This is a genomic window from Micromonospora globbae, from assembly GCF_036184225.1.
GTDB classification, from domain to species: domain Bacteria; phylum Actinomycetota; class Actinomycetes; order Mycobacteriales; family Micromonosporaceae; genus Micromonospora; species Micromonospora globbae.
This window is the reverse complement of record NZ_CP108084.1, coordinates 5640959-5665969: the sequence shown is the minus strand read 5'-3', so window position 1 is coordinate 5665969 and position 25011 is coordinate 5640959. Positions and strand designations below refer to the sequence as shown.

Sequence of the window (25011 nt, the reverse complement as noted above, 5' to 3'; positions counted from 1 at the left end):
GCGATGGCAAGGACAACGGGCACCAAGGCCCAGCGCGATCACGTGCGCCAGACGCTGGCTGGCTTCGGCGCAACTCCGGCAGCCATCGCTGGTGAGCTACAGCGAAGGTTCGGACTGCGGCCTCGAGATGCCTTCCGACAGGCCCACGGGTGGACACAGGAGGCGGTAGCGGAGCGGCTGAACAACAGCGGGAACGGTTCAGCATCGTTCACGGGGGCGCGGATCAGTGACTACGAGCGGTGGCCCTTCGGCGGCCGGCGTCCAACCTTGGCTGCCTTGAACGCGCTGGCCCAGCTCTTCGGGACCGAGCCCAACTGCCTCGTCGACCTAGACGACCTGGCCGCGATGCCCGAGTCCGACCGCAGGATTCTCGGCAGCGCCAATACGAGCTCTCTGTCTAATAGACCAACAGCAGCCCAGCCAGTCCCGCCTAGCAACAACATGACAGAACCGCTGCGGTGGGATCTCGGAGCACTGCTGGACGAGACGGAGTTGGTGATAACCGTGGCGGAACGCACAGCGAGCTTTGGCGCCTGGGCGCAAGCCTCCAACGTCGGACCATTCACCCTAGACGATATCGCTGCCTCTACCCGCAGGATCGCCCTCGACTACCTGACAGAGCCACCAGTGGTGGTCTACGCCCGGGCAGGGCTACTCGCCGATCGCGTGTTCCAGCTACTACAAACCGGTCGCCAGAACCTCGATCAAGCGCGGGAGCTTTACACCTGGGCTGGATATCTCTGCGCGCTGCTTGGCTGGATGGCCGGCGACCTCGGGCACCCCGCCGCAGCGGAATCCCAGGCGCGCACGGCGTGGATGTGCGCCGAGATGGTCCGCGACAACACACTCCGGGCCTGGGTCCTGTCCACCATCAGCAAGATCCACTTGTGGGAGCGGCGCTTCGATGAGGCTGCCAACGCCGCCGCACGCGGCTTCAGCCACGCCGTCGAAGGAACCGCAGCGGTCATGCTCGCATGCCAGGAAGCGGACGCATGGGCGGAGATCGGCGCCGCCGAACCTGCTAGACAGGCGCTGCGCCGGGCTGAGGAAGCCCGCCAGAACGCCGGCAACGACTCGGTGGGCGGGCTACTCGCCTGCGGTGTCGTGCGCCAGCACAACTACGCCGGAGCGGTGCTGCTACGCATCGGTGAGGCCGCCAGCGCCATCGAACACGCGGATCACGCTCTCGCGGAAGCGGCGGCGGATCCCTCAGTCGCTTACGGCACGCTCGCCCAAATTCGTATCTGGGCCGCCTCGGCGCACCTCAACGCCAACAGCCTCGATGGCGCCATCTCGATGCTCTCTCCCGTTCTCACCCTGCCGCCCGAACAGCGACTCGATCCGCTCGTCCATCGCCTGCGCGACCTCGGCCGCACCATCGCCAGCACCCCGTCGTTGCGCGCGAGCACAGAGGCCCGCCGCATCCAAGCAGCGATCACCGACTTCTGCGCCACCGGCGCCGCCCGTCAACTCCCCTGACAACCTGGAGCGACCATGGCAGTCCCGCACGCCACCCACATCCGCAACCACTGGTACTGGCGGCCCGGCTGGGGCATCGGTTCCCGCTTCTACACCTGGCACATCACCTTCGACGGTCAACCCGAAGTCGAACACCTCGCCGACCAATACCGGACCCTACTGTCTCAGCAGCCAAGCCTCGACGTCATCCCGAACCAGTGGCTTCACCTCACCATGCAAGGCATCGGATTCGTCCAAGATGTCGCCCCCGAAGACGTCGACGCCATCGTGGCCGCCACACGGGCCCGATGCGCCCACCTCGCTCCCTTCAAGCTCACCATCGCCGCCCCCCACGTCGACCCCGAATCCATTCAAATCGCCGTCGACCCGGTCGAACCGGTGCGTCAACTCCGTACCGCCATCCGCGCAGCCATCGCGGACGTCTGGGGAAGCGACCGAGTGCCCGAACCAGCCGAGCCGTACAACCCCCACCTCAGCCTCGCCTACACCAACACGGAAGGCCCGGCCGCTCCACTTGTCGAAGCCTTGACATCCGCCCCAAACCTGACCGCGAACGCCGAGATCGACTCCTGCCAGCTCATCATCCTCAACCGCGACGAAGGCATGTACGTCTGGGAGCCGTATGCCACAGTGAAACTCGAGTCCTGACCGGCCGGATTATGTATATCGCCATAGACGAGACGGGCTTGAGCTACCTCAGCGTCTTCCTTGTCATCGCGCCGGGCGCGCATCTCGTGACGTAGCAGCAATCCAGTAATGATCACAGCAAGGGTGGACACGCCGACGCCGAGCAGGCTGCCCCATGCCTGCATCCAGTCGGTGACTTTGGGATGTTCAGCCGCAACCACTGAGTCAGAGTAGGTGTTGTCGTCGATCCCTGACTCCCCTGCGCCCTGAAAAAGTCCGCGCCGCCAGCGACAGCGATTCGCACGTATGTACGATCACACCGTGACGCGCGAACTGGTCGGACGCTGGTGGAACGGGGTGTGGGGAAGGTTGACCCGGCGTGACGTGTGGCTCGCCCGCGAAGTCCGGTGGCACGTGACCGCTCGTGCGGGCGACTCGGAGACGGGCAAAGTACTCCGGTGGGAGTTCGACACGGAGGACGAGGCCCGCACGTTGATCCGGCGGCTCGTCCAAGCCGACGGTGGCCGGTGGCGGGAGCAGACCGGCGACGCGGCCACCCAGCCGCCGGGGTGAGGCCCGTCGGCTGCCCACGAATGTCGGGCTCCACATGATACGTGACAGATCGCTGTCACTTGATCCACGTGCACGTCATCGGCGACGGCATTGCCCGCACCCAATGCCGCACCCGTCCCTCAGCCCTCGCCAGCCGGCATGTCGGCGCATCGCGCAGGAGCGCCGAACAGCGCCGCCGTCACCGAGCGAGGACTTCCCGGGCGACCATGCTCACCGCCGACGGCGTGATCGGATCCGCGGCGTTGACCAGCACGCGGGGCGAGCGACGCCCCTTTAGGACCGACGCCGTGGCCAGCAGCCGAAGCAGCCCGCCGCCCTTGGACCGGCGGATCGCACGAACGAATTCGCGATACCGCACAGTAGTGGGGCGGTCAACGGCCCCGACAGCCTAACGTGCGAGTCTGAGCGGGGCGTGCGTTGCTGAGCCGCGAAGGAGACATAACGCCAGACGCTCAAACCTCGGGTGCGGAGTAGGTGAATTCCTTGCCACCGCGCTCGGCTACCCCCCGCCGCCGGACGAGCGCTCTCGCCGCGACGAGGTGTTTGAGTCGGTTATTCGCATTTGGGGCGCTGATGCCCATTTGTTCAGCGACCGTGGTCGCGGTGAAAGTTCCCAGCGCCCTGGCGAGCTTGAAGGTGTCCGAGAGAACATCCGACGCCGCCAGTAGCACAAGGTCATCACCGAGTCGCTCCAGCGCGATAAGTTCGCGGCGTTCGAAGGCGATGACGATCGTTTCGCGGGTGTCGTTGTTGAGTCCGGTCACGAGCACGGAGGTCGGGCCGTCGTCCTGCGTGGCGAGGGTGGAGTAGTACTTGCGGAGGAACTCGTCGGTGAAACTGAGGCACACCCGCCAGCAAAATCCAGCCGAGCCAACTATCGCCACCCCTGCACCAGCCGGCAGCAGGTAACCACCGCTCCATCAAAGCGGGGAACTCAGACTCGCGCCCGTTACCGTCCGAGGCGTCGGCCTGTGGCGCGGCCCGGCAAGCGGTCGCGTCAAGGAGCACGGAGGCGCCAGGCCAGCGTGTATCTGTGCAGTCGCGCGTGAACACGACGGTTACTGCTCATTGTCGGCTTCGCGACAGAGCGCATTGCGGTTTGCAGTAGTCCCGGCAGACTTCGGGGCGATCGCAGGACGGTGAGTGGTTCGGCAACCACGGATGGCTGTGCGGGTGGCGTTTGCAGGCTGGAGAGAGTGGCGCTTCGGCAGCCGAGCTCGTCGTGACGGAGCCGCCGCCGGATGATGCTGGCGCGCGGACCGCCGATCTGTACGAGTGGCAGGCGGTCATGGCAGCGGCCGATGGTCTGCGGCTCTACCTCGACTCGCTGGACGCCGATGGGAACCTGGTCGCCGCGGATCAGTCTCGGGTGCTCTGTGAGCGGCACGAAGACTGGGTGACGCTGCGCGGCGGTGACGCCGAACTGGTGTCCGCCAAGCACCCGGGCCTTTCATTCGGCGCCTACACGACTTTGAACTCGCTGGCCGACGACGGCGGTCTGGGTCACCTGTTCGGTCGCTGGCTAGCGATGCAGGAGAAGGCCACGTGCCGGCTCGTCACGACGGCGGGCCTGGACGGGCCGCCTAAGCAGCTCGCGGCTCTGGTGGAGACACTGCGTGGCCGCCGCCTGGCCGGACAGAAGCTGATCGCACAGGGCGAGTTCGAGGAGCTGCTCACCGCCTTCGGGAAGGCCTTGCTGAAGCACTGCGACGGTTTGGCGAAGCGGTGGAGTGCGGATGCAAGCGGCCAAAGCGGTGCGGTTCCGAGTGCCGAGCATCTGCAGCAGATCGCTCGTTTCCTGTCGATGTTCCACTATCAGATCGGCCCGGGCAGGGACTACGTGTCCTTTGCCGCTCCGGGGATGTACGTGCGGCCGGTGCTCGATCGTCTTCGCAGTGTGGTGCCGGCCGAGTCGGTGTGGCAGGCCGTTGTGTCGTTGTTTCGGGCACGTATGCGCGCCGCCGGCCCGACACCGGTGGGTGGTCTACCGGCCGTGCTGGTCTTTCCTATGGGTGCCTCGGCACCGAGTGTGGCCGAACTTGAGAAGCAGCTCGGCAGCCGGATCGTCACGCTGGGCGATATCGACGTGGCCATCCGCACGGCGATAGCGTTCCCGGCGGGTTTCGCCCGGCTGCCGCGGATAGTTCGCACCAGCCGGCTCGCCATCAAGATGGAGGTCGGAGGCTGTTCCGACAATGCCGTCGAGCGGGCTGAGCAGTTGCGAATGGACTACCAGGATCTGTGGCGTGACCGCGTGGCGTCCGATCCGCTCGCGCGGGCCGAGCAGATGCGGCTGCGGCGCGCGCTGCTTCGGATCAGTGACACGGCGACGGCGCGGGTGAAGAGACCCACCGCCGGCTGGGGTGCTGATCTGTGGCGGGAACTCGAGGCTCAACTTGAGCAGCAGGCAGGGGCGTTGCCGGAGAATATGGACGTCGATTTGGCTCTCGGCGGGCTGTGCGAGTTGTCGAATCGGTGCAAGGTGTGGTTCAGCGACGGCTTCGACATCGAGACTGAGGTGGCCCGGCGCCGCAGTCAACGAGGTGAAGGGTCGTGACGACTGCCTTCGAGGCCGCTGAGCTGGCGTTGCTGCGCGAGGATCTGGCCTACCACCAAGCTCGCGTGTTGTTGCTCGTAACCGCCACGGCTGCCGAGCGGGGACATAACCGTAAGCTCGACGGGCTGACCAAGCTCGCGAAATTGGACTTCCTGCTGCGGTATCCAGCGTTGGCGACCCAGGTCTTGGACGACTTGGACGCCGACGACCCTCGTCTGCATCTCAGTGACGATGAGAGGCGGGAACCCACTGCGGTGGAAGCGCCCATGACACGCTACAAGTACGGGCCTTGGGACGACCGCTACTACGCAATCATCGGCGCGTTGGTGGGGCGCGGCTTGCTGCGCTACACCAGAGGCCGGCAAGGAAGCGTGGCGCTCGTGCCCACGGCCGCCGGCCGGGAGCTAGTTGATCAGATGGCCCGCTCCTTCCAGTGGGCGGAGATCGCGGACCGCAGTCAGGCCATCGCGCAGGCGTCGACCGGGCTGACTGGCAATGGATTGAAGGACCTGATCTACCAGAGGTTGGCCGACCTCATGGACCGACCCCACCGACAGGTGATTCGTTGACCACGACCTTCCGCCTCAACGCCGTCGTCCTCGACACCCTCGAAGGACCCGTGAGGTACGCGTTTCCCGCAGACCTGACGATCCTCGCCGGTCCGACCGGTGTCGGAAAGACCACGCTGCTGGAAGCGATCAAGTACGGCTTCGGCGGAGACGGCGTGCTTGCCCCAGTCATCACCGAGAGCGTCACCGACATCAGCCTCGATGTGACCATCGGCGACGCCCGCTACCTCCTCGTACGCAGCACCGACGCGAACAAGCGACGCAACGTGCGGGTCACCGACCTACGGACACGGGAACGGCTGCCCGATCACAGCACCGACCTAGACCAGTCGCCCAGCTTGAACACCCTGCTCATGGGTGCGCTCGGTCTCTCCGACCACATGCGGGCCGCCGCGAGGACCAGCGCCAGCACGAACGCCGGCAGCCGGATCTCCTTCGCGGACATCTTCTCGTTCATGTACGTCGCGCAGTCCGACATGAACCGAGATATCGCCCGCAGCCAGGACTCGTACCTGGAGTCCAAACGCAAGACAGTGTTCGAATTGTTGTTCATGCTGACCAACGAACGGATCCTGTCACTGCGTTCCGACGTGAACAGGCTGAACGCCGAGGTCGCCGCAGCGCAGAACGAAACAGAGACGATCCGCAGCTTCCTGCGCACGACGAACACCAAGGGCAAGCAGGAGGCGCTAGAAGCCTTCGGGGACGCCACCAATGCCCAGATCGCCGCCGAAGCGCAACTGAAGGTTCTCCGCGCGGCAATCAACCCGGTCACAGACCGGGAGACCCAAGTGATGCGCGACCTGCTCACCGACGCTGAGCGTCGGCTCGCCGATGCCCGGGCGGCCGTCGCGTCGCTGACGCGTCAACGACGGGAATTGATCAGCGAACGACGCCGCGTCGAGGCAGACCTGGCACGCCTGGATCGCATGCGCGACGCCGGCGACAGGATCGCCAACATCGAATTCGTCACCTGCCCACGATGCCTGCAGTCACTGACAGCCCGACCCGTCCCCAACGGCGCATGCCGCGTCTGCCTGCAGCACGACCCCGTCACGGGCGGGCACGACGACGACCAGTACGAACAACGCCAGCTCACCGAGCAGCTACGGGAGATGGATGCGCAGCTGAAGGTCCTCGACAGCCAGCTCACCATCGTCAACGAGGCGATCGCCGACCGCGAAGCGCTCATCAAGAACCTGACCATCGAGATTGAGAACCGCACTTCGGAGCGGGTGACGCCCCGTCTGCAGGCGTACACGGACGCGTCCAACAAGTTGGCTAACGCGCGAGCTCGCCAGCGGGAACTCGCAACTGTCCTGCGGCAGTGGGACCGCGTCGACGACCTCGCCGCCGCCGAAGACGATCTGCGGGCCAAGCGTGATCGCGCCCGAGCCGAGCTCACACGGCTCGAAGCAGACCTCGACAGGCGACGCCGGGAGATTCTCGATGAGCTCAACACCGAGTTTGGACGGGTGATCCGCAGCATCGGGGTCCCCAGCATCAAAACCGCGACCATCCATCCCACGAGCTACCTACCGGTGCTGAACGGCAAGCCCTTCCACAGAGCGAGCAAAGGCGGCGGCATCATCACCGCCACCCAGATCGCATACTGGACCTCGATCCTCTACGTGGTGGTCTCCCGCGGCGACACCCGCTTCCCGTCATTCCTGCTCATCGACAGCCCACGCATGGCGCTGAACGCGGCGACAGACATCTCGACCGCCCTCTACCGCCGTCTGGCAAACATCGCCGGCGCACTCCCAGGGAAGCTGCAGTTGATCGTCGCCGACAACCAACTGCCCGATACGGTGCAGCGCGACTTCGCCGAGATCGACTTCGACTACGACCACCCCACCGTGTCCACAATCCACCATCCCGGCCCCTCTGCCGTGGAGACGATCTACGAGAACGACGAGGAGTAGGACTTCAACACCACGCCCCCGGTTGGAGTCCGCCAACCACATTCCGCGCCGCCTCCCAGTCATGTCGCACCTGTGACACGGTCATGGAGTGGACAGGACGGCGGTGTGGTTCGCCAGCAGAGCCTGTCGGTGGTCCGCGAGCACGGCGGACCGCCGACCCGCTCGATCAGCACATGTTCACCGTGAACCGGTCGAGCTTCCGGCTCCAACTGTTCACCGGGCCCGGTCTGCGTCCGGTCAGGTGGCGACGCAAACTGGCCGGGAAGGCGCAGGGCTGATGAACAGTCCGGATCGGGCCTCTGGTGGCATCAGTTCATTCGCTCCCTTCTCGTTGCGGATTTTTGCGCAGGATGCCACCGCTGAGCCACTGAACGAGGGTGGCGGCCAGGTGCAGCGCTGCCTCGGCCTCGCTTGCGGTTTGTCGGCGTGAGTTCGGGCTGCCTGCATGTCTGGATTGCCCGTCCCACAGCAGTGCGAGCATCTCGATCAGCCGGTCGGGACCGGCGGGTAGCCCATCTTTGTCGCCGAGGGTCAGCTCCCATTGGCCGCTCTGGTTGCGCAGATCTCGTATTACGGTGCCCAACGTGCGGCGGGGATTGGTGGCGCATACGAGGGGGCAAGCGAGTGCCCCAACCGCCAGCACCGCCTCGTCGTAGGCCTTGTCCGGGTCAGGCTGACGCCCGTACGCCGCCGACCAGGCCGCGGCAAGGTGCTCTCCCGCCTCGGCGCCGGCACCGCGTGCAGCGAACGACACGGACGTCGTGACGGTCGAGTCCTGGCTGACGTTCCAGGCCCTGCCATGTCGCCCGCCAGGCGGAGTTTGCCGCCGCCAGAATCGACTCCAGCGTGCTCGGGTCCCCGTGCTCGTCCCGATACGACGGCCAGCCGCCCCAGTCGATCCAGCGAATGGCAGCGTCGACCGCATCAAGGAACGCCTGGTCCTCGGGCTCCAACAGCCAGGGGATGGGTCGCCGTCCGGATGCGCAGCATGAACTGGCGGGTGTCGGCGCTCAGGACCCGGTCGGGAGGCAGCGCCCTGACTGGTCCCTCGCTCGTGTACTGCAAAACGCGGTACAGCCACTCCGCCACCTAGACGAGTAAGAGGTCCTAACAAAATGGTCTAGGGGCTTGTCCGGTGTAGACGATGATCTACAGTGTTCGGCCGTGAGGCGTGGTGAGCAGCCGCCGTGGATCGTGTCGGACGGGCTGTGGCAGCGCATCGAGCCGTTGCTGCCCAAGCCTGAGCGCAATCCTCGGCACCCGGGACGGAAGCGGATCCCGGATCGGCAGGTGCTGTGTGGGATCTTGTTCGTGCTGCACACCGGCATCCAGTGGGAGTTCCTGCCCCAGGAGTTGGGGTTCGGCTCCGGGATGACCTGCTGGCGGCGGTTGGAGGAGTGGAACCGGGCTGGGGTGTGGCAGCGGCTGCACGAGTTGCTGCTGGCAGAGCTCCAGGCGGCCGGGAAGCTGGACTGGTCCCGCGCCGTGATCGACTCCTCGCATGTACGGTCCGCTCGACGTGGCCCAAAAGTGGGCCGAGCCCGGTCGACCGCGCCCGCCCGGGCTCGAAGCACCACGTCCTGACCGAGGGCGCCGGCATCCCCCTGGCCGTGTCGTTGACCGGCGGCAACCGCCACGACGTCACCGAACTGCTCCCGCTGATCGACAAGATCCCGCCGGTCCGCGGGAGGCGTGGTCGGCCCCGCCGGCGCCCTGACCAGCTGTTCGGCGACCGCGCCTACGACCACGACAAGTACCGCAAGGCGGTAGGCGGCAAGGGCATCCGCCCGCGTATCGCCCGCCGCGGCCAGCCCCACGGCTCCGGACTCGGTGTGTTCCGGTGGGTGATCGAGCGGACGATCGCCTGGTACCACGGCATGCGACGGCTACGCATCCGGTGGGAACGCCGTGATGACATCCACGAAGCCTTCCTCACCCTCGCCACCTGCATCATCACGTACCGACACGTCGCCCGACTTTGTTAGGACCTCTAAGAACTCCAAACTTTTTGAGCGTTGGAGTCGTCGCCAGCAGATGATGGCGCAGGCGGGGTGAGGAAGGCTTGGTGGATGTCGTCGCGGATCTCCCAGCGGGTGCGTAGCCGGCGGAACCAGTGCAGTAGGGCGGTGGTCTGTTTGACTACCTATCGTCGGGTGCCGAGGCTGGAGCCGTGTTCGGTGCCGTGTCGGGCGGTGACCGGGGTGATGCCCCTGTCGCGGAGTTGGCGGCGGTAGATGTCGTAGTCGTAACCCCGGTCGGCGTAGATCCGCTCGGGTCGCTGCCTTGGTCGACCGCGGATGCCCTTGATCCGGGGAACCTTGTCGACCAGGGGCAGCAGTTGGGTGACGTCGTGACGGTTGCCGCCGGTCAGGGTCGCGGCGAGGGGTGTGCCGCCTGCGTCGGTGATGACGTGGTGTTTCGAGCCCGGGCGGCGGCGGTCGACCGGGCTCGGGCCGGGTTTTGGGCCGCCTTTGAGCGCCCGGACGTAGGAGCCCTCGATCACCGCCCGGGACGTGTCCAGTTGACCGGCGGCCCGCAGCGTGCCCAGCAGGACCTCGTGCAGTCGTTGCCACACGCCGGCGTCGTTCCAGTCCCGTAGCCGGCGCCAGCAGCTCATGCCTGACCCGAACCCGAGCTACTGAGGCAGAAGCTCCCACGGGATCCCGGTGTAGAGCACCAACAAGATCCCGCACAACACCTTCCGGTCATCAAGCGGCTTGCGAGCGGGATAGCGCCGCCGGCGAGGCGGTCGGGTCGGTATCAACGGCTCGATCTCGGCCCACAGGTCGTCCGAGACGATCCACGGCGGCTGCTCACCTCGCCTTACTGCCGATCACTGTAGTTAATCGTCCACCGAGGACAGCTCTACGCGTCTGCCTAGATCATTCTGTTAGGAGTTCTAAGTCCTAACTCAGGGCGGGGCTGCGGACGCAGCGAAGGGTGTTGATGATCCGTTTGTGACGACAGACATCAACACCCTTCTCACCGCACTGTACGTGAAGATCGACGACTGGCTCGGGCGGCCTGCCCGGGTCGGACGGCCGCCGAAGTTGACCGATGCAGAGTTGTTGACGCTGGCCGTGGCGCAGGTGTTGCTCGGGGTGCGTTCCGAGGCTCGCTGGCTACGGTTCGTGCCCCGACACCTGCCCGGGGCATTTCCGTACCTGCCTGGCCAGTCCGGCTACAACAAACGGCTACGCGCGGCGTTGCCGCTGCTGAAGCAGGCGATCCGGGCGGTGGCCGCGGACACCGACCTGTGGACCGATGCTGTGTGGCTGGTCGACTCCACCCCGGTCGAGTGCGCCCGGTCCCGCCCCACGGTCAAGCGCTCCCAGTTGGCCGGCTGGGCCGGCTACAGCTACTGCGCCTCCCACTCCCGCTGGTTCTGGGGCTTACGGCTGCACCTGATCTGCACCCCCGCCGGCCTGCCAGTCTCATGGGCCCTAGCCAACCCGAAGATCGACGAACGACAGGTCCTGACCGCCATACTCGAACACGATCCGGACCTGCTCAGCGCCCGTCCCGGCCTGCTGATCATCGCGGACAAAGGCTATGTCTCCGCCGAGTTGGACCGCTGGCTCAGCGAACACGGAGTCCGGCTGCTGCGACCGTCATACCGCAACCGCACCCCACGCCCCGACGAACCCCTACTCAAACCGATCCGCCAGCTCATCGAATCGGTCAACGACACCCTGAAAGGCCAACTCGACCTGGAACTACACGGTGGCCGCAGCATCGAAGGCGTCGGAGCCCGCATCGCCCAGCGCATCCTGGCCCTGACCGCCGCCGTCTGGCACAACCGCAGCAGCGGCCAACCCATCACCCGATCCTTGATCGCCTACGACCACTGATCAGGGTTAGGACTTACTCGTCTAGGGGTAGAGCCATTCGGGACTGTAAGACGAACGGTGTAACTCCTGATCAAGGAGCAGCACCTGATGTCTGAAGGATCGATGGCCGCCGTGGATACTTCCGCGGTGGCGAAGAATGGGCCGGGACTACCGGCGGACGGTGTCGACGCAGGCCTGGTCGCGCAGTTGGTGGAGCAGGCCCGGGCGGCCGGGTTGCAGTTGACTGGTGATGGCGGGCTGCTGCAGCAGCTCACCAAGCGGGTCCTGGAGTCAGCGCTTGAGGGTGAGATCACCGACCATCTGGGCTATGACAAGGGCGACCCGGCGGGCAAGAACGGCGGGAACTCCCGCAATGGTGTGCGGGCCAAGACTGTGCTGACCGACGTCGGCCCGGTAGAGATCGACGTGCCACGGGATCGCGACGGGAGCTTCTCGCCGCAGATCGTCAAGAAGCGTCAGCGCCGGTTGTCCGGGGTGGACGACATGGTGATTTCCCTGTCCGCCAAGGGCTTGACCACCGGGGAGATCCAGGCCCACCTGGCCGAGGTCTACGGCGCCGACGTGTCGCGGCAGACCATCTCGACGATCACCGACAAGGTCATCGACGGGATGACCGAGTGGCAGAACCGTCCCCTCGATGCGGTCTACCCAGTGATCTTCCTCGACGCGGTGCACGTGAAGATCCGGGCTCTGTCGCCGATCTTGTGATGTGGACGGTCGTGGCAAGTCGACGCGCCACCCACTGATCATGTTCGGCGTGTTCGCTTGTGGAGCAGTTGCTGCCTCACCTGTCCGACCTGCTGATCGACGGCGTTGAACAGCGCCACGAGGCAGTTGTGATCTCCGCCCGGGTCCGATCAGCGACGGCGCAGTGCGGTAGCTGCCGGCAGTCATCGAGTCGCGTTCATGGCCGTTACCTGCGGCGATTGCGCGACCTCACGGTTGCCGGGGTGGCTGTGCTGCTTCAGGTGCGGGTGCGGCGGTTCCGCTGCGGCAACCGCGGTTGCCCGGCGGTGACCTTCGTCGAGCAGGTCGACGGCTTGACCGCTCCGCATGCCCGTCTCACCCAGGGGCTGCGGGAACTGCTCACCCGGATCGGGCTTGCGTTGGCCGGGCGTGCCGGCGCACGGCTGGCTGCCGCCGTCGGAGTGAACGTGGGCCGTGACACCCTGTTGCGGCTGGTGAAAGGCCTGCCGGACCCGGCAGGGACCGCGGTGACGGTCCTGGGTGTCGACGACTTCGCGTTCCGGCGCGGACGCCACTACGGCACCATCCTGGTCGACATGGCCACCCGCCGCCCAGTCGAGGTCTTCGACGGTCGTGACGGTGACAGCCTCGCCGGCTGGCTCGCGCAGCACCCAGAGGTGGAGATCATCTGCCGCGACCGTGCCGGTGGCTATGGCGAAGGCGCCCGGCAGGGCGCCCCGCACGCGGTGCAGGTCGCCGACCGGTTCCACCTCTGGCAGAACCTGGGCCAAGCGGTGGAGAAGACAGTCAACGCCCATCGCGCCCAGCTCGCCCGGCCAGGACCTCCGCCTCCCGAGGACACGCCGCCGCAGTTGGTGCGGCCGCTACCGGAGAAGAAGATCGTGACCCGGCTGCGTGAGCACTACACCGCCGTGCAGGAACTGGCAGCGCAGGGCATGTCCAAGGCGGCGATCGGCCGCAAGCTGGGGCTGCACCAGGCCACGGTGCGCAAGTTCGTCAACGCCCGCAGCCTCGCCGACCTGACCGCCGTCACCGAGCAACGCTCACACCTGGTCGACCCGTTCACCGGCTACCTGCACCAGCGCTGGAACGACGGCGAACGCAACGCCACCCAACTGTTCCGCGAGATCCAGCAACAGGGCTACCCCGGCGGGGAACTCGCCGTTCAGCGCTACCTGCGCCGCTTCCGCACCGGCCGCGGTCACGCCCCGCACCCCGGTCCGAAACCACCCACCGTCCGCCAGGTCACTTCGTGGATCATGACCCATCCCGACCACCTCGATCCTCGCGACGCCGCCAAGCTGCGCGACCTGCGCCACCGCGACCGTGACCTGAACCGGCTGGTCAAACACGTGCGCGCGTTCGCGGTGATGATGACCGGCCGCCACGGCAACCGCCTCGACGAATGGATCGTCGCCGTCGAACACGACACCCTCGCGCCGCTGGCCGCGTTCGCCCGCAACATGCGCCGCGACCTCGACGCCATCCGCAACGGCCTGACCCTGCCGCACAGCTCCGGCGCCGTCGAAGGCACCATCAACCGCCTGAAAATGATCAAACGACAGATGTTCGGCCGCGCCGGCCTCGACCTACTCCGCAAACGCGTCCTACTCGCGCACTGAGACTTCACAAGATCGGCGACAGAACCAAGATCCGCGATGGGAAGGTCGCCAACCGGCCCATCTACCTGGCCCTGGCCGTCACGGTCGAGGGCACCCGGGACATCCTGGGCCTGTGGGCCGGCGACGGCGGCGAAGGCGCCAAATTCTGGCTGCAGGTCCTCACCGAATTGAAGAACCGGGGCGTCGCCGACGCGTGCATGGTGGTCTGTGACGGGCTCAAAGGGCTGCCCGATGCCATCGGCGAGGTGTGGCCCGAAGCTGTCGTGCAAACCTGTGTGATCCATCTGCTGCGCGCCAGCTTCCGGTATGCCGGTCGGCAGCACTGGGATGCCATCGCCAAAGCCCTGCGCCCGGTCTACACCGCGCCCACCGAAGCCGCCGCCCGAGCTCGGTTCGCCGAGTTCGTCGAGGCCTGGGGCGACAGGTATCCGGCGATCGCCCGGTTGTGGGAGCAGGCGTGGGCGGAGTTCGTGCCGTTCCTGGCCTTCGACACCGAGATCCGCACCGTCGTCTGCAGCACGAATGCCATCGAGTCGGTCAACGCCCGCATCCGCCGGGCCGTGCGAGCCCGCGGTCACTTCCCCAACGAGGCCGCGGCGCTCAAGTGCGTCTACCTGGCGATCATGAGCCTCGACCCGACCGGGCAGGGCCGCCGGCGCTGGACCATGCGCTGGAAACCAGCCCTCAACGCCTTCGACATCGCCTTCGACGGACGCCTGTCCGCAGGCCGAAAGTAGTCGTCAACAACCCGAGTTACACCGTTCGTTTGACAGACCCAGCCATTCCGGCATGCCCTCGACGAGATCCTCTAGTGGCTGACCTGCGCGGCGCCGGCTCAGCGGCGCCATGGCGATGTGAGGCTCGGTTGCGAGTCGGTCACTGAACCGACGCTACTGGTGATCGCGACCCTCCGGTAGGACGCCGCCGCACCCTGAACCGTCCGCCCTCGGAAGAGGCTGATCGAGGCGATCGTCAGCGGCGGAAGGGGCGCCGTCCGTCCCTTGGAGTGACGTTCGAGAACGGGCGGAACCATGCGGCCGGGCGGTAGTCACCCATTCTCATGAAGCGGTTGTGTTCGCTGTCAGGGTCCTCCACACCGTCGGGCTGCACGTCGAACAGATTCAGGATGTCGTCGTCCTGGAGCAGCACTTCGTACGCCGTATCCCAGTCGTAGTCGTCGGTATGCTCGGGCAGCTTCGCCAGCTCCTCGGGCGTCATGCCCCAGCCATCCTCCTGGGCGTCCCGCGCATTGCGCAGCAACAGGTGGAAGGCCCGTCTGGGCATGCCAAAGGGGAATCGGGTGAAGGTCGGGATCGGCCGCCCGGCCAGCCAGTGCGATCAGTGGGCAGGCGCAAGGAACGTGCTGACCAGCGGAAACGCAGGACCCAATGGCGCCCCCGGTTGTTCCCGTACAACATGGGAACCTCCCATGACCAGCGACGGGACATTTGCGGTGGCAGACGGCATGTGGCCACTGCTGTCTCCGGAATGATCAGCATGTTGGGCCGGACTTGTCGTGTTCCGGCGGCGCCAGGGGGCACCTGTTGCTCCGCGAGCTGCGGCGGCCGAGCGCCGATCGTGAAGTGCGCCCTGCAGTCCGCCTTGTGCTCTCTGATCTCGGTGCCCCTCCAGCATGCGGACATGCCGATGTGAGTTCGCTCGATATCGCTCAAAGCGACATCGGAGAAGGCCCCGAGCCGACTAACCGTCAGCGCCTGGCAGTGGGCCGCGCCCACCGCGCCCAGCCAAGTTCAGGATCCCAGCGAATTCCCGTCGCCGATCCCGCAGCTACCGCCCACGCATGTGTGTAAGGGGGCGGGAGCTTGGGAGCCTGAAGCGGAACTGTGTCGTTATCGTAAAGGGCCCTAAATACAGAGAACTCGACAGCATTGATATCTACGAAGATGAAGATGTGTGCCTCGTTGTAGGGCAGGTGCGTGTACTTCTTGAGAAGGTCGGACCGCTTGGCGTCGTGCATGAAGGTATCAAGCCAGCCTATGATCGACTCGCCCGTGCCGTCCCACGTACCGCCGCCCTCGCCAGCTGCAACCCAGATCTCGGCCCCGTCGAGATCTGGGAGCGATGCTCGCGCGGAGGCGACCCCAATCTCGGCAAGGCGCTGTGCCGCTTCCAGCCTTTCCTCCGCGATCTTGTCTGTGGGCGCGGCAACAAGATCTCTGCGCAACTGTCGAATGACCCAGTCATCGACCCGATCCAGCCCGACGCGTTCGGCCTTCGCCAAGGCGGGCTCGATCGACCGTCGAAGCTTCTTGACATTGGCATCGGTCCTGATTCTTGTGGACCATCGCATGTTCAGCGTTCGGGCGGACCAGATACCGCCATCTTCTGCACTGATACGCGCGAGCACTGCTTCGGTCGGCTCGTCGAGATGGGAAGTGACCTCGACCGGCGCCCACGGACGATCGGTGTATCGGATCTGAAGGTCGTACATCCGCCGCAGCGTGCCGTCATCGGTCCCGTCCTCTACGTCGACGTTCAGCACAGCGCGAATGCAGGCGGCAGCATATGACTCGCGAAGCTTCGTCAGCTCGGACACGAGACGTGACCCTACTCGAAACAGAGGGAGGTCACTGAGCGTTTCTCGGTAACCAGTGGACCGTCGCCCGGGAACTCACCGCACGCGGACACCGCATCACCGCCGAAGGCATCCGCAACCTCCTGCGATCGCCCCGGATCAGCCCCAAAGCCACCACCCTGCGCGCCCTCGCCGAGTTCTTCAACGTCCCCGCCGGCTACCTCCTCGGCGACGACGAGCCCAAAACGGTGAGCCGGGAAGCACGAGTCATGGCCAGATCCATCGAAAAGCTCACCCCCAGATCCAGGAAAAGCCTCGCCCGAGTCATCGACGACTTCCTCCACCTCGAGGAAGCCGCGCGCGACAGCGGCCCCCACCCCCCACAACCCGGCGAGTAAACCCGACCCGCCCAGCACTCCCGCGCCGCAGCACGTGGCGTGCTGCCAACGCCATCACACGGCCGACGGACAGTCCGTGGCGGGGGCGGGCTCGCGCGGTAAGCCCAACCGCCACGTGCGCCGGCGAGCGCAGGCTCCACGCTTACCGGTCGGTGTGGCGAGCGCTGCGGTATCGCCCCGCGCGGATGTGTCGTACGTTCGGCATGTGGCGGCAGATGGCTACCGTGCTCGCGTGACTTCCGCTCGCAACCGCTGGACCTCCGGGCTCGCGCTCAGCGCCATGGCGCTCGGCCTGGCCGCCGTGGGCATCTTCGTCGCACTGGCCATCGTGGTGACCGCAAGCTATACCCCGCCGCCCGGCCAGGAGCCGCCAAAGGTCACCGACTGGATGCAGGGCTGGGCGAGCATCGTGGGCGTCGCCGCTGCTCTGGTTGCGGCCGGATTTACCGGCTGGCTGCTGCGTTTCGAGATGAACCAGGCTCGCGAGGCGCGCGCCGAACTCGCCGCCGAGCAGCGCAAGGCGAACCTGAGAGAGGCGCGTGGCGTCATCTCGGCGGAAATCGACACGGCATGGTCCGACAACGGCGACTACCTCAAGAGAGCGTGGGTCCCCGTCGCCAACTTCGGGAGCCACCCGGTTCTGCAGGTTGACGCCCTGGTTGACACACCCAAGGGCTTCATCGTGATCCCCGGTCCCGCCACCCTGGAGCCGGGCGGAACCTGGAGAACGGCGGGCCGCATCCTCGATCGGGGAACGTCGGAACTGCTGCTCGACGAACTGCCGGACGTCTCAATCACCCTGCGGTACTCCGACCTGAGCGGCCAGGTGTGGCTACGGACTCGAAACGGCGAACCCATCAGGGCGGAGATGCCCATCCCCGTGGCGACGAACGATCCGGTCAGTCAGGTCGACGACGAGTCAGGACCCGACGCGGGCGCTTCGGGGGGCGGGGCTCCACATCCGGCGGCCGAACCGTAGCCGCTTTCCGGTGGCCTAGCCTTGCAACAGCGGCACGGGCAGGACAACTTCGGTCACCCTTGGCGAGTACTAGTGGTAGTCAAACATGACGGCGCAGAATCGCAATCATGGAGCCCATGCGCGAGGCGCCGACCATTGATGAGTTGCTCCGGTTCGCTGCGCAGCTACCGCCCTCGCAGGCCAAGAGACTGCTCGGCAGGGCACGTCCGGCACCGCTGGCACCCGAAGACGACGCTGAAGCAGAACGGCCCGCCCTCGTCTACAGGTCATGGGCCCAGTATCTCGCGGACACCACTGCGGAACAACGCCAGCAATGGTGCCGGGCAAAGGCACGCACAGCGAATCGGGCGAGGCTCATGTCCGGGCCAGCGAGACTGCAAGATCACCGCCGCCGATGTCTGGGCGGTTCTCCAAGCCGCCGAAGGACGGTGCGAGCACTGTGGCTCCCTCGCCCTCGAACGACGGCCATCCGGCCCCGACGGCCGACCGGCGCCGTGGGCGGCCGTCGGCAGACGTATCGGCTCCCTCGGCCACCGCCTCGCCCGCTTCAACGGCGGCTCCAACAACATTACGAACCTGTGCTGGTCGTGCCTATGGTGCAACACCTGGCCGACCGAACGACGTCCCGGAGCAACAGACTACGGCGGTCACCAACCGCCAACGTAAGTGCCCGCGCCCGGCAGGCATGATGCACCCTCCTCAGTCATGTCCCCCCGCAGGACGCGGTATAGCACAATGCTCGGTCAGCGGCTAGAAGAGGACGTCTGACCTTCCGATACCGCGTCAATCAGTCGACACTGTGCCGATGAACCCGGACGGTGCCCTCGAGATCGCCTTCGACGTACCAGGATGGCCACCGCTCAAGAATGAGGCCAGATCCATGCTGGCCGCCGGCCACAAGCACCACAGAAGTGTCCGAGCCCTGTTGGAAGCAGCCGCCGTAGCGTCACGGCAAGTCGGCTGGACGATAGTAAGCGCCGACATCGCGCTTGATGTAGTTGTTCAAGCGCCGGCAGGCCGTCCTCCTGGAGACGCAACCAACTATCTCGGGGGAATCGGGGACGTTCTCCAAGACAAGAGTCATCGAACCAGCATGGACCTTTCCCACCTCGGAGCGCTCCAAGAGGTCGCACTCTACGTAGACGACCGCCAGATTCGCCGGGTGACGTACAGCGTCGAGCTTGCCGAGAGCGCTTCTTACTCTGTCCGCGTTTCAATCCTGGGCGGCTGGTGACCAGCCTGCATCGCGACCACCTGCGATGGGTGTGGCGACAAAGCGCGGATCGCGGCAGATGAATGCGCCCGCGCCTACCCGCCCTTATGCACTCGATCTCGCCTTTGGGCTCCCTAGCCGCAACCGCCCGGCAACGCCCGCCTGTCGGCGAGGAGCCCGTTTTCAACGAGACAAAAGGCCCTCGAAGCCATCCGCCTACTCGGCGGTGGAAGCGCGCGTCAGGGCTCTCGACCGCTAATCCTCCTGAGCAAAGGCCAACAGTCTTGCGTGCGGAGAGCGCCGCTCTTCCCATCTCTTCGTGGCCTCTTCTGGTCGTTCGCGGCGCTCGGTGTAGGTCATTACGAGGTGGCGCTTTGCGCGGGATATCGCCACGAAGAACTCGGACATGATCGTTGTGGTGTCGCTGCCCCAGAAGAGTTGTTCCTCCACACCGAGGACTACGACTTTCTCGAATTCCAAGCCCTTGCATTTGTGGATGGTCAAGAAACGGATTGCGTCCACTTCAGATAGCCGTCGGAGCGCTTGAACGGCGTCTCCGTCAATTGCGAGTTCTCTGCTGAAAGCATCAAGTGCCTGCTCGATCAGGTCGTCGAGCCGTTTGCCCTGCTGGTACCCGGGTGATAGGGCGGTCAGTACCGGTCGTGACACCAGCTTCAGGAACTCATCGACGAGGTGCCTCCACGCCGTGGGCTGGTCTGCCTTGAACGCGGGATCGCGGACGTTCGCGCGGGCTGTGTGGAGCATCCGCTTCAGCTGGCTGTCGAACCGTGCGGCCTCGTCCTCGGAGGCGCTCATGCGATTCGCCATCCGCATGAGTTCGGCGTACGCGTCGGGTTGGCGGTCGTCGGCGACTACCCGGACGAAGTTCAACACGAGCGCGGCTGCTGGCTCCGCGGTAAGGTCCTGGCTCTCTTGCTCGTTGCGGAATGGGATACTGCGGTTCGTGAGCTCGCCACCGAGGGCCGATGCGACCAGGTGTGGCTGCTGACGCACGAGGACGGCGATCTCGTCCGGTGCTACGCCTTCCTTAAGCCAGCCTTCGATGAGGTCCGCCACGCCCTGTGCTTCGTCGTAGTCGGTGTCGAAGGGGAGCACTTCGATGACGCCGTCGTCGCCGGCCAGATCCTCGCCCGGGCTGACCGCCGAGGGATCCATTTGTGCGATCATCCGGTTCTGCATTCGTCGTAGGCGGGGTGCAGACCGGCGGTTCTGATAGAGCGGAAGCGCCCTAGCGGAGAAGTCCTCGGCGAAGGTCTTCAGCACCCCGTCCAGCGCGCCAGCCCAGACCATGATCCGCTGCTTCGTGTCGCCGACGGCCGTTAGGACAGCCGTTGACTCGCCGAACGCGGCCTTGATCAGTCGATATTGCTGCCCGGTGCAGTCCTGAAATTCGTCGAGGAAGACGTGGCTATATGTTTGGCGGATGCCTCCGCGGGCGTAGGCGTTGGTCTCGACGATCTCCAGCGCTAGCGGCACCAGGTCGGCGAAGGTGATCTGTTTGCGAGCTACACGGGTGTCAGGATCGATCCGATAGTCCGGGTCCAGAACGTTCTGCCCCGTGAGCGCGGGCCGGAAGATATCGATCAGACGCTTCGCGAAGGCGTGAAAGGTGAGGCTGTCGAACCGAGCCGCGAATTGTGGACCGGAACGACCACGGACCCGTTCGCGCAGATTGCGGGCGGCGTCGACCTTGAACGAGACTGCCAGAATCCGGCGCGGGTAAGGGCACTGCCCGGTGCGCAGTACAAAGTCCGCTCGCTGCGCGAGCAGCTCAGTCTTCCCCGCTCCTGGCCCAGCCGTGACAACCACATTCTCGTCCGATATCGTGGCGGCCGTCATCGCGTTCGGTTCGAGGACCAGGCCGTCGACGGGACGCCACTGCTCGGGCCGCATCATTCCGGCAGCCCGGCAAGACTCGTGCGCACATGCTCCACCAGCCGCTCGAGAACCTCGGGCAGCCCCTCCAACAACTCCTCGTCACTCAGATCCGCAAGAGCGGCCAGGTGGGTAGCAGGCTTGCTTGCGAGGTCGAACTTGTCGTGGTAGTCGTCGAAAAGTTGGAGAACGTCGTCGGGAAGGCGGGTTTCGTTCTTGTGGTTCTTTCCGAGCACGGCCACGATGGTCTTCTCGTCCGGGTCCGTCGGATCGATGTCGTAGGCGTCGGGGTATGCCTCCAGCATCATGAGGTCAAGATCAACCGGGTGGGAGAAGAAGACGCCCCGCCGCTCCAGAGACCAGATTGATCCGCGTCCGTCCTTAAAGGTTGGAAAGCCGCGGTCGTCATCCCACCTGGGGAGGGCATCGATCTTGTCTTTCGGGTAGGTCCCTGGCCGAACCTTGTTGAACTGTTTCAGAGCGTTGCGCACCCGACCCCACCCGCCGTGGTAGCGGCCACTGTCGAGGTCAAGCAGTGTGGCATGTGGGATCTGCAGCTCGTTGAGCAGTCGCCAGAAGTGATTGACGTGTCGGCCACCCAACGGGACCACCGATACGGATGCGTCGTCCTCGGCGATGCCGGCGGCTGCCAGGACTCGGGGCAAGACCACCTGCTCGCTGTCGCCCTCGCCGAGCACGACGTACCGGGAGAAGTACAGCTCGGGGTATGCCTGAACTGCCTCCCGAACGTACTTGGCGGCGTCCTCGTCGTCAGCGGGAAGGACGATGCGGTGGACGGTCGTTTCCCGGGCCGCGTTCAGCCGTAGGAAACAGATCGAGTGGGGATCGACCCGACGCAGGAGTGTGGGCGCGTGCGTGGCGATGAGTGATTGGACATCCCCGTGGGAGCTGGCACTGCGCAGTTGACGGATGATCCGACCGAGATACTGCGGTGCGAGGCTGTTCTCAGGTTCCTCTAGGGCGATGACTGTGTGCACCGGCGGACGCAGGCGGTTTGGGTCGAGGGAAGTCTCGGCGCCGTTGAGCACCCGCCTGGCCAGGGACTGCCAGGCGAGCACGAGGGAGATGTAGAGCAAGGACTTCTGCCCGTCGCTCAGCCGCTCGAAGAGTAGCGGCGCTCCGTGGTGCGAGGGCGAGAACGTCACGGTGAGCTGGCGCAGCACCCCCTCCAGATCACCCCGTCCAAAGGCGATCGACGGATCTTTGAAGTAGGCGCCGTTATGGAGCCCCCGCCACTCGCCGGCCAGCTGAACGCCGACACCGGTCACCGCGGCGTTGGCGGCGAGCGACGCGGTGATCTGATCAGTGAGGTCGCTCAGCGTCCTCCGTTCCGTCGTCCAGTCGGCGGCTCTCAGGATGCGCCCGATGAGCGAGGCCGTCGTGTACGAGATGTGGTCGGCCGGGTCGCGACGGGCAGGCAGATAGTGCACCTCGATGTGCCTTCGGTCGTAGCGCGACATCTCGGCTCGTTGGGTGGGATCACCAGCATCGTCCGCCTCCAGCACGTACTCGATCTTCTCGTCGATGACACCGTCCGCGGCGAGCGATGCCGTCAGGCGCACACGGATCCGCGGAACCCCGTCCGCCTTGTCGATCGCCATGTGTGAGAAGTTGGGAGGAACGGAAGCGTGCTGCCCATCCGCCCCCGCTTCCGGAAACTCAACATCAACCTCCAGCCACAGGGCAGGCTCTCCGCTCTGCACCTCGCTCGCCCGTTTGTCGATCGGCACGTGAAAGTCCTCGAGGCGAATCCTGCGCTGGGTTTCGAGCGGGCTGAACAAACGTGAAAGCGCTTCGAGGACGGCGGTCTTGCCGGAACCGTTAGGGCCGAGAACATAAGTCAGTTCGCCGAGATCGATCGCCGTCGCTTCCGGACCGAAGGACTGGAAATTGCTCAGCCGCAACGTCGTGATCTTCATCGGCGCTCATTCGCCTTCCTCGCTGCACCAGTGCTCATGACGGCGCCCCGCCGGGTCGCTCTGACATAGCGCGCCGCGCAGCCGAACCGCACGCTCCGCGACGGCGCGTAATATCACCCTGACATATCGATTCTCGATTCCCTCGGCTGGGTAGGTTGCCGGCCGCAGCACTGAGTCGTCGCCGGGCTGGGTCGCGGCGCATCGACCTCGATCACCAAATCAGTCCGAATGAGCCACCGCGCAAGAACGCCATACGGACGCTCCGCTCGACATGATCAAGTGCACTCAACTCGGCCGGTTCCGCGATCCAAAGCGGGCCCCGGAGGCTAATACGAGCCCGGTGCAGGGTTCGTACGCCACGCCGTACCCAACCCTTACACCGATGCCGGTACGCCGACACAGGCCCCCGACGAGAACGCCCACAGGAGCCTGGTGCCACGCTCGGCACGCGGGGCGAAGCCGATCAACGCGTTGAGCACTCGACGACCCGGGCGACCGGATGCGGTGGGTGCAGCCGCCGACAGCCGGCTGACAGCAGCCCACTCAGCCGCGAAGGCACCCGCTCGCTCGATGCCCATCGATGGAATCGGTGATCCGCTTCGCCGTCGCCGCCAGGACCAGGCTGGACCCACCCGAACCCCACCGGACCGGCCGGGACGCAGGGGATGCTCGTCGGACGAGCAGCCACCGAGCAGCCACACGTCCACAAGGGACGGAAAACCACAAAGCCTGACCGGCGTTTCCGCAGGTCAGGCTTTTGTGATCTTGCGCGCCCGAAGGGACTCGAACCCCTAACCTTCTGATCCGTAGCTCCGGGCGACGCGATCTCCTACGGCCGTTCCCGACGTCGGACAGTTCCTGTGCGCCCCCTGGTAGCTCTTGCGGCTCGCTCGGTTGCTGTACATCGCTGCTGTACTGCTGGATCCCGCTCAAGGGGTCAGGCAGGGCCGACCGGCGCCGACGACCTCTTCGTCCCGAACGCGGGTACGCGGCATCACTTGATGTCGTCCGACGCCGTCTTGCCTTGTCTAGGAGGGCATCAGTGCCTGTGCATTGTCGGCTCCTGCCGTGCGGTGCTGGATTTCTCGCTGCCCCGGCTGCCTCTGCCGCTCCGCTTGCCGGGGCCGTGCTCGCAAGGCCGGTAGCCGGATATGTCGGCTCGGCGACACGCGAGCCGAGCGTGGCAACTTCAAGTTCACACTGTCGTGTGTGACTGAGCTGCCACCCCAGGACCCGTGGCGCGGCCAGGCTCCACCGCCGCCCCCGTACGACCCCACCACGGCGTTTGCGCCACCGCCGCGCCCGTCATGGTGGCGCCGCCAGTCGACAGCGGTGCAGTCCTTCCTCATCGCCGCCGTGGTGCTTCTCTGCTGCGGCGGACTCGGCGGCATCAGCAACATGATGGAAGACCCGCCGAAGCCTGCCAGCTCCAACGAAGCCGCCGAGCCCACCGAGCCGGCTCAGGACATCGCCGCGCCAGCGCCATCCACGACCGAGGCTAGGAACGCTCCCTCACCGTCGCCGAGCACGGCCGCCCCGACCAGCGCCAAGCCGTCGCCCAAGCCAAGCCCGAAGAAGACCACCGCACCCGCCGTCTACTACAAGAACTGCGACGCCGTGCGCGCCGCCGGCGCGGACCCGCTGTACAGGGGCGATCCCGGGTACCGGACCGGCCTGGACCGCGACCTCGACGGCGAGGCGTGCGAGCCCGACGGGGGCAACGGCGACACCGGCGGCGGGGACAGCGGTGGCGGGGACAGCGGTGGCGGCGACAACGACCCCCGCTTCAGTACCTGCGCCGAGGCCAACGATCACGGCTACGGCCCATACGTTCAGGGCGAGGACCCGGAGTACTACTGGTACATCGACCGAGACAACGACGGAAAGGTCTGCGAATAGGCCCCGCCTGCAGGCTGGCGACCTGACCTCGCTGCCGCGCCTTTGACCCTTCGCATGAAGGCGCTGTCGGCAAGGCTGACGGCTACCGAGTCCGGCTCTGAGACGACGCCGTCTGGGCTCGTCCGGCACAGCCGCCGCCGTTGATGTCAACAACTGATGTCAAAGCTCCTCCGCAGCGCGTCCGATCACCTCAACGTGTGACCCAACGCGGCATCACCCCGCAGCAGCCACATCAGGCC

General features: G+C 65.9%; 18 protein-coding genes and 3 pseudogenes. 14 read left to right on the top strand and 7 right to left on the bottom strand.

Features of this window, described 5'->3' with window-relative positions:
* Nucleotides 1-3 precede the first annotated feature (3 nt).
* The 3 genes from OG994_RS25705 (at nucleotide 4) to OG994_RS25695 (ending at nucleotide 2679) form a co-directional block, all read left to right on the top strand.
* On the top strand, nucleotides 4-1479 hold the full coding sequence (locus tag OG994_RS25705; protein ID WP_328851233.1) for a helix-turn-helix domain-containing protein: 1476 nt from the start codon (nucleotides 4-6) through the stop codon (nucleotides 1477-1479).
* Between the two features lie 15 nt (nucleotides 1480-1494).
* A complete protein-coding gene (locus OG994_RS25700) occupies nucleotides 1495-2127 on the top strand; it encodes a 2'-5' RNA ligase family protein (RefSeq protein WP_328851232.1) in 633 nt (210 codons plus the stop codon).
* A gap of 300 nt (nucleotides 2128-2427) precedes the next feature.
* Nucleotides 2428-2679 (top strand): hypothetical protein, encoded by a 252-nt coding sequence (locus OG994_RS25695; RefSeq protein WP_328851231.1) that lies wholly within the window; start codon nucleotides 2428-2430, stop codon nucleotides 2677-2679.
* Between the two features lie 452 nt (nucleotides 2680-3131).
* Here OG994_RS25695 and OG994_RS25690 read toward each other — a convergent pair whose 3' ends face one another.
* Complete coding sequence (locus tag OG994_RS25690; protein WP_328851230.1) at nucleotides 3132-3527, bottom strand: hypothetical protein; 396 nt, start codon at nucleotides 3525-3527, stop codon at nucleotides 3132-3134.
* Between the two features lie 374 nt (nucleotides 3528-3901).
* Between OG994_RS25690 and OG994_RS25685 the strand changes: the two genes are divergently transcribed.
* From OG994_RS25685 to OG994_RS25675, 3 genes are read left to right on the top strand one after another with little or no spacing between them, the layout of a single operon-like run.
* Entirely contained in the window at nucleotides 3902-5236 is a 1335-nt protein-coding gene (locus tag OG994_RS25685; RefSeq protein ID WP_328851229.1) for a hypothetical protein, read from the top strand.
* A complete protein-coding gene (locus tag OG994_RS25680; protein WP_328851228.1) occupies nucleotides 5233-5805 on the top strand; it encodes a hypothetical protein in 573 nt (190 codons plus the stop codon). Before OG994_RS25685 ends, OG994_RS25680 begins: the two co-directional genes overlap by 4 nt.
* The gene (locus OG994_RS25675; RefSeq protein WP_328851227.1) at nucleotides 5802-7730 is read left to right on the top strand and encodes an AAA family ATPase; all 1929 of its coding nucleotides are present in this window, start codon (nucleotides 5802-5804) and stop codon (nucleotides 7728-7730) included. The genes OG994_RS25680 and OG994_RS25675 overlap by 4 nt, the downstream gene beginning before the upstream one ends.
* A gap of 313 nt (nucleotides 7731-8043) precedes the next feature.
* Here OG994_RS25675 and OG994_RS25670 read toward each other — a convergent pair whose 3' ends face one another.
* Nucleotides 8044-8484, bottom strand: a complete 441-nt coding sequence (locus OG994_RS25670; protein WP_328851226.1) for a hypothetical protein — start codon at nucleotides 8482-8484, stop codon at nucleotides 8044-8046.
* A gap of 437 nt (nucleotides 8485-8921) precedes the next feature.
* Between OG994_RS25670 and OG994_RS25665 the strand changes: the two genes are divergently transcribed.
* Nucleotides 8922-9715 (top strand): IS5 family transposase gene (locus OG994_RS25665; RefSeq protein ID WP_328853657.1). Its coding sequence is split into 2 segments (ribosomal slippage): nucleotides 8922-9258 and nucleotides 9258-9715, totalling 795 coding nucleotides; the frame shifts between segments, so codons are not numbered across the junction.
* Between the two features lie 24 nt (nucleotides 9716-9739).
* On the opposite strand, the pseudogene OG994_RS25660 reads toward OG994_RS25665, so the two are convergent.
* A pseudogene (locus OG994_RS25660) lies at nucleotides 9740-10530 on the bottom strand (IS5 family transposase); the annotation flags it as partial.
* A 157-nt stretch (nucleotides 10531-10687) separates the two neighbouring features.
* Here OG994_RS25660 and OG994_RS25655 point away from each other — a divergent pair.
* From OG994_RS25655 to OG994_RS25640, 4 genes and pseudogenes are all read left to right on the top strand, one after another.
* The gene (locus OG994_RS25655) at nucleotides 10688-11581 is read left to right on the top strand and encodes an IS982 family transposase (RefSeq protein WP_328851225.1); all 894 of its coding nucleotides are present in this window, start codon (nucleotides 10688-10690) and stop codon (nucleotides 11579-11581) included.
* A gap of 102 nt (nucleotides 11582-11683) precedes the next feature.
* Nucleotides 11684-12268, top strand: a pseudogene (locus OG994_RS25650) (transposase); the annotation flags it as partial.
* Nucleotides 12269-12348: 80 nt separating this feature from the next.
* A complete protein-coding gene (locus tag OG994_RS25645) occupies nucleotides 12349-13911 on the top strand; it encodes an ISL3 family transposase (protein WP_204985350.1) in 1563 nt (520 codons plus the stop codon).
* A 26-nt stretch (nucleotides 13912-13937) separates the two neighbouring features.
* A pseudogene (locus OG994_RS25640) lies at nucleotides 13938-14648 on the top strand (IS256 family transposase); the annotation flags it as partial.
* A 235-nt stretch (nucleotides 14649-14883) separates the two neighbouring features.
* Here OG994_RS25640 and OG994_RS25635 read toward each other — a convergent pair.
* Entirely contained in the window at nucleotides 14884-15129 is a 246-nt protein-coding gene (locus OG994_RS25635) for a hypothetical protein (RefSeq protein WP_328851224.1), read from the bottom strand.
* A 490-nt stretch (nucleotides 15130-15619) separates the two neighbouring features.
* A complete protein-coding gene (locus OG994_RS25630) occupies nucleotides 15620-16468 on the bottom strand; it encodes a hypothetical protein (protein WP_328851223.1) in 849 nt (282 codons plus the stop codon).
* Nucleotides 16469-17077: 609 nt separating this feature from the next.
* On the opposite strand from OG994_RS25630, the gene OG994_RS25625 reads away from it, so the two are divergent.
* The gene (locus OG994_RS25625; RefSeq protein WP_328851222.1) at nucleotides 17078-17824 is read left to right on the top strand and encodes a hypothetical protein; all 747 of its coding nucleotides are present in this window, start codon (nucleotides 17078-17080) and stop codon (nucleotides 17822-17824) included.
* Between the two features lie 805 nt (nucleotides 17825-18629).
* Nucleotides 18630-19058, top strand: coding sequence for a RusA family crossover junction endodeoxyribonuclease (locus OG994_RS25620; protein ID WP_328851221.1), 429 nt, complete (start codon nucleotides 18630-18632; stop codon nucleotides 19056-19058).
* Nucleotides 19059-19292: 234 nt separating this feature from the next.
* Here the strand turns inward: OG994_RS25620 and OG994_RS25615 are convergent, their stop codons facing one another.
* Together OG994_RS25615 and OG994_RS25610 are read right to left on the bottom strand one after the other, a co-directional pair.
* Entirely contained in the window at nucleotides 19293-20954 is a 1662-nt protein-coding gene (locus OG994_RS25615; RefSeq protein ID WP_328851220.1) for an ATP-dependent helicase, read from the bottom strand.
* On the bottom strand, nucleotides 20951-22873 hold the full coding sequence (locus OG994_RS25610) for an ATP-dependent nuclease (protein WP_328851219.1): 1923 nt from the start codon (nucleotides 22871-22873) through the stop codon (nucleotides 20951-20953). Before OG994_RS25610 ends, OG994_RS25615 begins: the two co-directional genes overlap by 4 nt.
* Before the next feature lie 1332 nt (nucleotides 22874-24205).
* On the opposite strand from OG994_RS25610, the gene OG994_RS25605 reads away from it, so the two are divergent.
* Complete coding sequence (locus OG994_RS25605; RefSeq protein WP_328851218.1) at nucleotides 24206-24772, top strand: excalibur calcium-binding domain-containing protein; 567 nt, start codon at nucleotides 24206-24208, stop codon at nucleotides 24770-24772.
* Nucleotides 24773-25011 lie beyond the last annotated feature (239 nt).

Coding starts and splice junctions, on each gene's coding strand:
- OG994_RS25705 (WP_328851233.1), top strand. CDS start 4: ATGGCAAGGACAACGGGCACCAAGGCCCAGCGCGATCACGTGCGCCAG.
- OG994_RS25700 (WP_328851232.1), top strand. CDS start 1,495: ATGGCAGTCCCGCACGCCACCCACATCCGCAACCACTGGTACTGGCGG.
- OG994_RS25635 (WP_328851224.1), bottom strand. CDS start 15,129: ATGACGCCCGAGGAGCTGGCGAAGCTGCCCGAGCATACCGACGACTAC.
- OG994_RS25620 (WP_328851221.1), top strand. CDS start 18,630: ATGAACCCGGACGGTGCCCTCGAGATCGCCTTCGACGTACCAGGATGG.
- OG994_RS25615 (WP_328851220.1), bottom strand. CDS start 20,954: ATGATGCGGCCCGAGCAGTGGCGTCCCGTCGACGGCCTGGTCCTCGAA.
- OG994_RS25610 (WP_328851219.1), bottom strand. CDS start 22,873: ATGAAGATCACGACGTTGCGGCTGAGCAATTTCCAGTCCTTCGGTCCG.